Source organism: Segeticoccus rhizosphaerae, from assembly GCF_005222685.1.
GTDB lineage: Bacteria > Actinomycetota > Actinomycetes > Actinomycetales > Dermatophilaceae > Segeticoccus > Segeticoccus rhizosphaerae.
On the sequence record NZ_SWMA01000061.1, the window covers coordinates 1 to 10,939 of the forward strand.

11 protein-coding genes are annotated in these 10,939 nt (G+C 62.6%); 10 read left to right on the plus strand and 1 reads right to left on the minus strand.

Annotation, left to right across the window (positions count from 1 at the left end; genetic code table 11):
* Positions 1-77: 77 nt before the first annotated feature.
* On the minus strand, positions 78-509 hold the full coding sequence (locus tag FCN22_RS20745) for an ArsI/CadI family heavy metal resistance metalloenzyme (RefSeq protein WP_137123466.1): 432 nt from the start codon (positions 507-509) through the stop codon (positions 78-80).
* A 78-nt stretch (positions 510-587) separates the two neighbouring features.
* On the opposite strand from FCN22_RS20745, the gene FCN22_RS20750 reads away from it, so the two are divergent.
* The 10 genes from FCN22_RS20750 to FCN22_RS20795 all read left to right on the plus strand — a co-directional run bounded on the left by FCN22_RS20750 (position 588) and on the right by FCN22_RS20795 (position 9,587).
* Entirely contained in the window at positions 588-959 is a 372-nt protein-coding gene (locus tag FCN22_RS20750; protein ID WP_137123467.1) for an ArsR/SmtB family transcription factor, read from the plus strand.
* On the plus strand, positions 956-2,083 hold the full coding sequence (gene arsB, locus FCN22_RS20755; RefSeq protein WP_137123468.1) for an ACR3 family arsenite efflux transporter: 1,128 nt from the start codon (positions 956-958) through the stop codon (positions 2,081-2,083). The genes FCN22_RS20750 and arsB overlap by 4 nt, the downstream gene beginning before the upstream one ends.
* Positions 2,083-2,523, plus strand: a complete 441-nt coding sequence (locus FCN22_RS20760) for an arsenate reductase ArsC (RefSeq protein WP_137123469.1) — start codon at positions 2,083-2,085, stop codon at positions 2,521-2,523. Before arsB ends, FCN22_RS20760 begins: the two co-directional genes overlap by 1 nt.
* A gap of 136 nt (positions 2,524-2,659) precedes the next feature.
* Positions 2,660-2,980 carry a TFIIB-type zinc ribbon-containing protein gene (locus FCN22_RS20765; protein WP_238384885.1) on the plus strand — a complete coding sequence of 107 codons (321 nt, stop codon included), beginning with the start codon at positions 2,660-2,662 and terminating at the stop codon, positions 2,978-2,980.
* A gap of 306 nt (positions 2,981-3,286) precedes the next feature.
* Positions 3,287-3,745, plus strand: a complete 459-nt coding sequence (locus tag FCN22_RS20770) for a YkvA family protein (RefSeq protein ID WP_137123470.1) — start codon at positions 3,287-3,289, stop codon at positions 3,743-3,745.
* Between the two features lie 666 nt (positions 3,746-4,411).
* Positions 4,412-4,882: a hypothetical protein gene (locus FCN22_RS20775; RefSeq protein ID WP_137123471.1), complete on the plus strand. Its 471-nt coding sequence runs from the start codon at positions 4,412-4,414 to the stop codon at positions 4,880-4,882.
* Between the two features lie 9 nt (positions 4,883-4,891).
* Positions 4,892-5,299, plus strand: a complete 408-nt coding sequence (locus FCN22_RS20780) for a DUF6650 family protein (RefSeq protein WP_137123472.1) — start codon at positions 4,892-4,894, stop codon at positions 5,297-5,299.
* Positions 5,300-5,644: 345 nt separating this feature from the next.
* The gene (locus tag FCN22_RS20785; RefSeq protein ID WP_137123473.1) at positions 5,645-6,115 is read left to right on the plus strand and encodes a hypothetical protein; all 471 of its coding nucleotides are present in this window, start codon (positions 5,645-5,647) and stop codon (positions 6,113-6,115) included.
* Between the two features lie 270 nt (positions 6,116-6,385).
* On the plus strand, positions 6,386-6,598 hold the full coding sequence (locus FCN22_RS20790) for a hypothetical protein (RefSeq protein WP_137123474.1): 213 nt from the start codon (positions 6,386-6,388) through the stop codon (positions 6,596-6,598).
* Positions 6,599-7,151: 553 nt separating this feature from the next.
* Positions 7,152-9,587, plus strand: coding sequence for a protein kinase domain-containing protein (locus tag FCN22_RS20795; protein ID WP_238384886.1), 2,436 nt, complete (start codon positions 7,152-7,154; stop codon positions 9,585-9,587).
* Positions 9,588-10,939 lie beyond the last annotated feature (1,352 nt).

Genomic DNA, 10,939 nt, shown 5'->3' on the forward strand with positions numbered 1-10,939 from the left:
CTGACCCAGCTTCGCACCCCCGAACCCCGCCGCCGCCCAGAGCCCGCCCGTTCACCCAACCCGATGAAACGGTGAGGTTAGCTGGCGCAGCAGGCGGTCTCGTCCTCGCTCGTGGACCCTGCGGAGGGCTGACCGCCGAAGGTGGGGCTGTCGGCCAGCACGGTGTAGTGCTCCCACCGTTCGCCGTCCGGCCCAGTGACCCAGAACTTGTCCTGGGTGGCGTAGCAACAGGTGGTGCCGCGCTCTTCGTCCGCGAAGAAGCCCTCGGCGGTCAGCCGTGCCTGCTGGGCGTCGACCTCTTCGGTGGAGTTCACCTCGACGCCGAGGTGGTTCAAGGTGCCGCCCTCACCGGCGCCCTCGAGGAGCACCAGCTTCAGCGGTGGCTCGGCGATGGCGAAGTTCGCGTAGCCGGGTCGACGCTTGGCTGGCTCCACGCCGAACTGCTTGCTGTAGAAGGCGATCGCAGCCTCGAGGTCGGAAACGTTGAGCGCGAGCTGGATGCGGGACATTGCCACTCCTTGTATCGATTGATGTCTATATGGCGGTCCATGTTGCACCTCTGAATCAACATCTGTCAATATAGATGCATGCCGAAGTTGCTTCCCGTCGCCGAGCCGTTGAGCCTGTGCTGCTCGCCCCTGACCAGCCAGCCGCTCAGCGCCGAACAGGCCGAAACCGTCGCCCCCTTGCTGAAGGCCCTGGCCGACCCGGTCCGGTTGCGGCTGATGTCGCTGATCGCCTCCCACGCCGACGGCGAGGCGTGCGTGTGCGACCTGACCCCGGCGTTCGAGCTGTCCCAACCGACGATCTCCCACCACCTGAAGGTGCTGCACGACGCCGGTCTGGTCGACCGGGAGCGGCGCGGGACCTGGGTCTACTACCGGGCACGCCCGCAGGCGCTGCAGTCGCTCGCCACGCTGCTCACCGCCGCCGGAGCCACCCCGGTTGGCGCGTCGTGAGCGACACCGTCACCGAGCGCTCGGCTCATGACCTCGACGCGCCGGTCGTCGCCCGGCTGTCCCGGCTGGACCGGTTCCTGCCGGTGTGGATCCTGGCGGCGATGGCTCTCGGACTGCTGCTGGGCCGGTTCGTGCCCGGCATCGCCGGGGTGCTGGACTCCGCGCACGTCACCACGGGGGTCTCGGCACCGATCTTCGTCGGGCTGCTCGTCATGATGTACCCGGTGCTGGCCAAGGTGCGCTACGGCCAGCTCGACCGGGTCACCCGCGACACCCGCCTGCTCGTGTCCTCCCTGGTGCTGAACTGGCTGGTCGGCCCGGCGCTCATGTTCACCCTGGCGTGGCTGCTGCTGGCCGACCAACCGGCATACCGGACCGGGCTGATCATCGTGGGCCTGGCCCGCTGCATCGCCATGGTGCTGATCTGGAACGACCTGTCCGGCGGCGACTGCGAGGCCGGCGCGGTGCTGGTCGCGCTGAACTCGCTGTTCCAGATCGTCGCCTTCGCCGGTCTGGGCTGGTTCTACCTGCAGGTCCTGCCCGGCTGGCTGGGCCTGGACACCGCCGGGTTGCACGTCTCGGTCGGCACCATCGCCGCCAGCGTGGCGATCTTCCTCGGCATCCCGCTGGTGGCCGGCTTCCTCACCCGCGTCCTGGGCGAACGGGCCCGCGGCCGGGAGTGGTACGAGGCGAGGTTCCTGCCGAAGATCGGGCCCTGGGCGCTCATCGGGCTGCTGTTCACCATCGTGGTCCTGTTCGCCCTGCAGGGCGACACCATCACCCGACAACCCGGTGACGTCGCCCGTATCGCGGTGCCGCTGCTGGCCTACTTCGCGCTCATGTGGACCGGCGGCTTCGCCCTCGGCCGGAGTCTCGGGCTGCCCTACCCCCGCACCGCGACCCTCGCGTTCACCGCTGCGGGCAACAACTTCGAGTTGGCCATCGCGGTGGCCATCGGCGTCTTCGGCGTCACCTCGGGAGAGGCCCTCGCCGGCGTCGTCGGCCCGCTGATCGAGGTCCCCGTCCTGGTCGCCCTCGTCTACGTCGCTCTGTGGGCCCGCCGCCTCTTCTACCCCGTGCCAACCAAGCATCCACGCTCCACCACCGCCAGGGAGAGCATCTGATGACCGATCGCCAGGGCGCCGCGCCCGAGGTGCTGTTCGTCTGCGTCCACAACGCCGGCCGCTCCCAGATGGCCGCCGCCCTTCTGACACGCCACGGCGGCGACCAGGTGGCCGTCCGGTCTGCCGGCTCCGCACCTGCAGACCAACTGAACCCGGCGGTCGTGGCGGCCATGGCCGAACTCGGCATCGACCTGTCCGACCAGATCCCCACCGGACTCGACACCAAGGACGTGGCAGCCGCCGACGTAGTGATCACCATGGGCTGCGGCGACGCTTGCACCATCTACCCCGGCAAGCGCTACCTCGACTGGGACGTGCCCGACCCCGCCGGCCTGACCCTCGAGCAGGTGCGTCCGATCCGAGACCAGATCGACACCAAGGTCACCGCGCTGCTGACCGAGCTCACACAACTCGCCCCACCTCCTCGCGGTCACCGGTGAACGCTCCTGTCCGTAGAGCGATCCCCTGACCCCACGTCGTTCGACCGTGAGGGAACTCGCCGCCCGGGGGAGGCGTTGACTGGGCTACGCCGCGCGTCGGTTGGCCACGCGCCGACCCTTCCCATGAGGAGTACGGATGACCAATCAGATGACCTGCCCGAAGTGCCGAGGCACGATGACGTCCTACGAGCGCAACGGCGTCCATGTCGACCAGTGCCAAGACTGCCGCGGCTTGTTCCTCGACCGTGGCGAGCTCGAGCGCCTCGTCGACGCCGAGGCGGCCTTCAACAGTCCGGTTGCTCCTGCGGCGCCCAGAGACCGGCCCGGCTACCGCGAGAGCGTAGGCTACGGCGAGGGCTACCGGGATGACTACCGAGGCGACTACCGCAGTCGGGCACAGCATGGCCACCAGCCCCGCCGCAAGCGCCGCAGCTTCCTCGAGGATCTGTTCGACTAGCGTTGTCGCGAGAACAACCAGGGCAGAAGCCCTCAGGGCACCAGACCAGTCCGCAGCCGACCACACTGATGATGAAGGTGGCAGCGGAAACCGCCCCCGCACCGGTGGGCCGCTCGGGCCCGGCCAGGTAGCGGGCAGCCGCAACGAGCGTCGACGTCGGACTCGGTCGGCTCGCGGACCGCGAGGTGTGGCCGTTGGAGCGCTGACCGCGTCGTGGCGCGGCGACGCTGGGTCCAGCGAGCAGCCGACGCGAGTTGAGACCAACTGGTGGAGCCTGCATCGCTTCCTCCCAGCAAAGGAAGGGACATGGTGAGCCACACCACATGGTCGGCGGCGGTCGCGATCGCGGCCGGTCTGCTCTCGATCTGGATCATGCTGGTCGTGGCGGTCTGGCGGTTGCGACCGGACGACCTGACCCTTGGCGAGAGTCTCAGGCTGCTGCCGGACCTGCTGCGCCTGCTCAAGCGCTTGGCCGCCGACCGTGAGGTCCCCCGAGGCGCCCGGGTCAGGTTGTGGTTGCTGCTGGTCTACCTGGCATCCCCGATCGATCTCATCCCAGACTTCCTGCCCGTGATCGGGTATGCCGACGACGCCATCATCGTCGTGCTCGCGCTGCGCTCGGCCGTCCGTCGGGCCGGTGTCTCCGCGGTCCGCGAGCACTGGCCGGGCAGTCCACAAGGTCTCCAAGCCGTGCTGCGGATCGCCCGACTCAGCACCGGAGCGACTCAAGAGGATCGCCCTGGCCGCGCGGAGGATCTCGACTGAGCCGCCTCGTCGGTGGCAACTGCGAGCTTCCCCCGGGCCCGGGAAAAATATGCGCTCGCCGTGTGTGCGGCGCCATCCGCGACGTGACCCGCTTTGCACCTTGCTCACACAGCGGGTTCCTCCGCCACGTTCCCGCTGTGCGTGCCCCCTTCCCTGTCCCGACAGGAGGCCGATGGGACATTCGCGTGGCCGCTAACCGCGAGTTCGGCGGTGGTCAAGTGGTGTTCCAGCTCTATCAGCTGGCCGCACGTACCGGGGATCAGTCTGCGGAGGATTCGCCATGAGGAGGAAGTCGATCTGGTGCCAGTTGCACACCATCCGGGCCAACGCCAGGCGGCGGAGCACTTCGTCGCTGCATTCCGCCCACTATGACGCAGCCCACACACGCATGGAATTGCCGATGAGCGCGCGTCTCGCGCGGTCCCCGGTCGCAGACACTGGAGTCAGTCCTGTGGGAACGGGCCTGTCCCCTTCTCCTATGGTGCGACGCTATGAATGCAGCCGCTGGGCTTGATGCGCGATCCGGGCGACTTGTCCCTGCTTCGTGCGTGCAACGCTGACCGCGGTCTGCGAGGTCCGTCCCCCAAGGCGACCTCTTATGAGCCGAGTCTCAACCTTGGGCGCGCCGACCTCGTATCACGGCACTTGGACGAGATGATAAGTCCCGTGTTGACCTTCGCGCTCTGCAACAGCGGTCCGGCGCCCATACCAGTGGCCCCTCCGCGCGACTGGCTGGACTACGTCAGTGCGTTCTCTGGAGTAGTCGGTGCGCTGCTCGCCGGCCTTGCAATAGCTTATGCGGCGTGGCAGTCAGTCCAGACCAAGCGCGATCTCACCCGTGAGCGTCGCATCGAATTCGAGTTGGGGTTGCTGGCCGAGATTCGTCGCCAGATGTCTATCACTCAGTTTCAGCATCTATCCGGTTACGTCGGCGCGCTCATTCCCGATAGTAATGACGAAAGTGACCTTCCGGTGTTGCGTGCCATCGTGGGCACCAAATCTGGGCCAACCGGACGGCAAAAGCGTGATCAGATCCGCGACAGTTCAAGGAGTCGATCGGCGGACGTCCAATCCGAATGGTTGAGAGCGGCAGCGGTAGAAGTTGATACGGCAATTGATCAAAGGTTATCGAGGTGAGGAGACGCCATGGACGATGATGAGTCGCGCTACATACAAGACTATCGCCATATTGCCGAGCGACTTGTCAAATTACTTCAAAGGAGGCGCCTGCTTCGAGATCGCTTGTTGGCCGAGGATTATGAGGAATGCAGGGAGTCAGCGCACGACCTACGCAAGGTTTTCGAGAACGAGATGCTGGCCGTCACTGACCGCGGCTTCTTGCTGGCGGCTATCACTGACATGCAGACCGCATGTACGAACTTCGTGAGTGCGGCGGGTCGAGATTCCGCCAATTTCCGTAGGGACGACGAACTCTTCCGGTATCACTTGATCGTCCTGCGAGAAGTGTTTGCCAAACGCCTCAGATTGATCGTTGAGAAGTTCGACCTACAAGTCACGCCCGAAATCCAGGCGGTAATCAACTTCGCACCATGAGCACCTCAGAGAGAAGTCGGGGTCTCGAAGATTTCGCGGCGAACCATACCGAAATTCTGTAACGTCGCCACTGCCATGACCCCGCCGAAGAGCGAACGCGGTGTCGATTTCCCAAGGGCGAGCGGCCCTAGTCGCTTTGGCTTGGAGCGCAGTGGCAGCTGCCATGCAGGTGTGCCTTTGGCCCTCAAGGCGGCAAATCGCTGCGTTGCGCTCTTGGTCGTGAGGTACACCGTCGCAGCACCGCGGCCGAAGATCGCGGACAACCCTCTCCGACGGGACAAACGGACTTCCATCGGGCGAGGGTCGCGCAGTTCGTCTCATGCCTATTCGAAAGGGGAGTAGCTCGTGCTGTGGACAGATTGGGTTCCGCTCGCTGGGACGGTGATCGGAGCAGGTGTGGCGATATTGGTGCAGCAGTTAGGCGCACGGCGCGAAGATCGCCGCGAGAGCCGGCGATGGGCGCGCGAGGAAGCACGGCAATGGCTGCAGCACCGTCGCGAGATGTACGTTGAGACGGGAGTCCTGCAGTATAGATGGCTCCAGCTCATACAGGAACGTAGCGAGGGGGAAGCCAAGTTGCGCGAAGAGTTCCGAGAGCATCTGGTGCTGCTCGAACTTATTGCGCCAACCGAGGTCCGCAATGCGGCCCACGCTGCGTTGGCGGCGCTTGAGGAACTCGGCCAGGTCGAGAACGCCCCGAAAGGTGCGGCCGGCTCAGCCCAGGAGCAAGCGATCATGCGAGTTGCACACCTCAATCACCTCATGCGGGCCGACTTGGGCGTGACGGACGACGCGTCAATTGTCAACCGCAACTAGCGGAACGTCGAAGACGGTGAGGCTCAGCCGAGGTCCTCTCAGTGGCGTTCTGTCGCAGTACGAGTGCCGGATCGTCGCGGCGTAGAACGGGCCGGTCAAGTGAACCGCCCTGGGTTCTGTGGAGACTCGGGCTTATTGGATTCGGCCGAACCACCTTTTTCGATGGCTGCGCGCCGAATCGGGTGCACGGGCTTTTGAATGGAGTCTGCACGGTGTTTTCCTGTGTTTATCCTTTAGAGTTGTGAGTTCACTTAACAATAGAGGCGTGGAATGTTCAAGGTAGTGACGATCGGGTCGGACGGCAGTCGAGAGGAGGACGACGAAATTTTCGAGACGGAGGCCGAGGCGGAGCAGCACGGCCAGCAGATGTGCAGCGACTACAGCGAGGGGGCGACGGTCCTGCACATGCACAACCCAGGCGATTACTCCGACCCCGATGATGAGATCGACTACGAGGTCATCGAAGTCGACGACGGTGACTGATCTGCGTCAGTAGGAGGCGTACGGCCAGATCTCGAGACCTCCGGTGTCGGACCTCACGGGGCAGAGCGTGGCATCAACACGTCGTCGAACCGCAGCGCAGGTGGGCCAGGCCCGCTCGCTCTTCCGTTCGCCAACGGTGAACCTCTCGAGTACCTCCAACTCTGACGTCCGACCATGCCGCCGTGAGCGCGCGTCTGGCCCGCGTTTAGCACCCGCGTCTGTGCGCCCAGAATGCCGCAACCATTCCATCCAAGGGTAGGCCTAGATGGCCGCCGCGCAGCACGGTGCGAGAGGCGACCGAATCCGAATTGCGAAGAACATCCGCTGACCTTAAACCTGAAACTTACCGGCACACGGCTCAATCAGTGGCAATATGGCTTGAGCTCCTACTAGCGACTGTGAGAGGTGCGGGCAATGCTGACCGAAGATGAAGTTGTAGCCCGGTTGGAGGCACTATATGCGCAGGGAGTCAGCCTCAGGACTGCATGGCCCGCTGAGGCTGAACAACTTCGAGCGATCGTCCATCAAATCAGCCAAGAGGTCGCTGGACAGTATGCGTTGTGCGAGCCGTTGGGCGGCCGGCGGTAGTGGCGTTGTGCTCCGGGTCCGCGATGTCAAGCTGCAACTCGACCGTGCATTAAAGTTTTCCCGACCCTCACCAGGGAAGCAGGAGTTGCTCGCTTCGTTCCTGACAGCTGAGACTGCCAGGCTTGTGGAGCTCACGCACCCATACCTCATGCGGGTACATGCAAAAGGAGCGGTTCGGCCTAATCACACAGACGTTCCCTACTACATCATGGATTTGCATGCGGATGTCGATGACGTCGATGACTACATCGCGCGCGAACAAGTGTCTGAGCAGGACATCTTGCAACTATTGGAGCGTGTTCTCGAAGCGCTATCTTATATGCACAGTCAAGGACAGGTCCACCTCGACATAAAGCCCGGCAACATCCTTGTGCGGTCCGGTAACTCACCCGTGATCAGCGACTTGGGTTTCGCGAAGGTGCTTCAAGATGACACCGGACTGACCATGATCGGAGGAACGGAGGGCTTTATCCATCCAGAAGCGCGACGATTCATCGCTGAGGCATCCAGCGATCCGAATCGCTTGCGCGGGGAGGCCCTTCGCAAGACGCTTCGCCCCGCGTGGGATCTCTACTCCCTGGGCCGAACAATTCTTCTTCTGCTCGATGTGGCCGACGAAAGGGAGAACCGGCCGTTGTCACTGTATACGCACCGCTATTTGAAGTTGCTCGCCTGTCGATTGCTTGACGGAAAGAATGCGATGGATGAAACCCTTCTGGGACTGTCGCGGGTGGCTCTCGAAGAGCTCAAGTATGAGTCTGTCGAGGACGCACTTCGCGATATTCGCAAACTCACTGGAGGGTACAACCTCGAAACCCGAATCCCTGAACTAGACCAGTTTGGCCTCGACACAATCCAAGCGTCCACTTTTTCAACAACGCCTTTCACGCCCCGCGTAAAGCGGATCGTGGAGCACGACCAGGTCTCAAGTCTCGGAGGCTTCACGCAACTCAGTTTGCTGAATCTTGTGTACCCGACTGCCACCCATACGCGACTGGAGCACGTTGTCGGAACGTTTTCGGCCATGTGCCGTTATACCATTGCTCTTTATCAGGATCCTATAAATCCTCTATTCCGACAGATCATCAGGGAGGAAGACATCCTCGCCGCCTTGTTGATCGCGCTCCTTCATGATGTGGGACACTACGGCCTCGCGCACGATCTCGAAGAGGCTGACGTAGAAGTCTTTTCGCACGAAGCGCGAGGAAAGGAACTTTTGAGAGACGCTTCTACGGGCCTTCGTAGAGTAATTGAGTGTGATCAATTCGCAGACGGAGCTCTGGGCTGGGGCGTCAGTGTCGACCGATTGCTCTCCATACTTGACGCCGATGTACCTCGAATGCGGGGTAGTGTGAGGGACCGTCTAATCCATGCAATGATCGACGGCCCTATCGACGCCGACAAGATTGACTACTTAATTCGAGACAGCACAAACCTTGGTCTAACGTACGGGTCTGTAATCGATGTTGAACGCCTTCTCCGTGTATTGACGGTCGTCTGCCAGCAGACAGGCGAAGACACTTATGTGAACATTGGAATTCATGAGAAGGGGCGCGTCACCGCCGAAGCCGTGGCGTTCGCTCGGTACGCCATGTATGGCTCGGTCTATTGGCATCATGCCTATCGAGCGCTGAAGGCGATGCTCCAGCGCGTGGCACTGGAGTACTTGGAACGGGTGGATGCTAGAGACAAGTCTCGGAAGATGGGCATTCGAAGAGCCGTAACCGGAGAGTTGTACCCTGCGCTGCGCGCGAAAGGGGGCGCGCCGCACACTCTTCCGCTTATGTCGATGGCTGGCGGCGGCCAGATACATCCAGGTGATCAGGCGGTGCTCGACTGGCTCGCTGATCGGGCGGGCCCTGCTGGTCGTATGCTCGCTGATTTGATTGAGGAGCGTAGACTTTTCAAGCGCGTTTTTGTCGTTTCGCGTTGGGGTAACGAGGTTTTGTGGAGGGCAGTTACGACGCTGATGTCGGAGAAGGACTGGCGTCGCAAGTTAGAGTTCCAACGAACGTTCCAAGACTGTCTCGCTTCCGCGGTCGATCGCGTTGAAGATTTATCGGGCAGAAGCTCAATTATCGTTGCCGACGCGCGCAATGCATTTCTCGCGGATGCGCGATCCGATAGAGTGTTGGTGATGGTAGATGCAACGCAGGCAAAGCCGGGAGCTTCCTCGGGTCTTGAGCTAATCCAGGAAGAGGATCGGCGGAGAGCTAGACTAGATGAATTGCCAGTGAGCCGGCCAGAGCAATCGCACCTGTGGGACAGCCTACGGACCGACCTCCACGAGTCATTAGGAAAAGTCCGCGTAGTCTGTCACCCAGATCATGCACGTTTTGTAAGCGCACTCAACCGCGAGACGGTCGAAGGTGCCCTTCAACAAGCCGTTAGGGGTACGTAGGCGGCAATATCGCCCGGCCGGGAACCTCCTGAGGTCCCTGGCCGCCGGCCGATAGTCCTCCCCGGTTTTCCACCAACCCCTACAAGGCCCCAGCTCCGACAGTGCACCACGACTCTCGGCGAATGCCGATGGTGCTGGATCCGAGCACGCCTAGACGGTTGCTCTGGGCACGAACTGGTGAGGCACCGCCTCGGCACCGCCTCCCTCAAGGAGGCTGCGCCCTTGGCTGTATCCGACGCTGAAGGCGTCCACCGCGACTGACACAAAACATCGGCGTGCCAAAGTCTGCCGCAGGTGCCCTCTTTGCCCGTTTGGAAGCGAGAATTCCTACCTCCCACGAGTGACGCTCATCCTCAGTATGTCGTTTACAAACCCTGTCGTGTTTCACACTACGCCTCGGAATCGCTAGGGACTTCGCGCTCAGATACAAACGGCAGCAGCCCACGTTTCGCCGGCTACCCCTGGCGGTTCCAAGAGTCCGTCAATTCGTTTGCCGTGTCGGGGCTCATTGGCTGAAGAAGAGTGATCGTTGAGGTGAGAACGTCTCAGCCAGCGCCAACTGCCCACTCATGACCGCTACCTGCTGCTGGCCATCGAATCCCAGTTGTGCCCTTTCGCTGATGACGCGGCAGCCCGCCTGGACGCCGCCCCCGGGAGTCGGGCCCAACCACAGCAGCGGTCATAATCACCGAGGTCGGTGTGGACATGATTCGCTTCCCGGCCCGGCACACCTAGCCATGTGGCCAAGTTCGCTCGCGGAGTGAAGGAGTCCGCTGGTCACAACAAGGGCAATGGATCCACCGACCACGGGGACCGCTACCTGGCCCCGCGTCCTGGGCGAAGTCGCCGTCGGCGCAGGCGGGAGCGACACGTTCTCGGGCGACCGGTACCGACGGATCGCGCCCAGACGAGAGTGAGACGAAGGGCATCGTCGTCGTCGGCAGATCCATCTTGGTCACCACCTGGCACCTGCTGCCAGCCCCCGGCCACCTTCTATCACCTTGCCCGGGCCTCTACGTCTCCCGCATCAACCCCCACGCAAGAAGGGCAATCACATCCACGAACTCCAGGCGCTGGGCGACGAAGTCACCTCGAACGCCTCCTGAACACAAGCACCCTCAAACGGAGAACCCCTCCACCGTCGGCGGACGATCAGACCGGCACGCGCACTTTCATTTCGGATTAGCGAGAGTTCCAGTAGCAAGCATTCATTGGCGCCACTTCGTCCTTGTCGACGGTGTTTTGCGTGCTCTTCGCTGTGGGTTGTACTCCACCTGTCGGCAACGCTCGAAAATGAGGCCGATGCGACGCTCGGAAACGAGGCCACCGGTTTGTTGAGTTCTAGTCTGCCG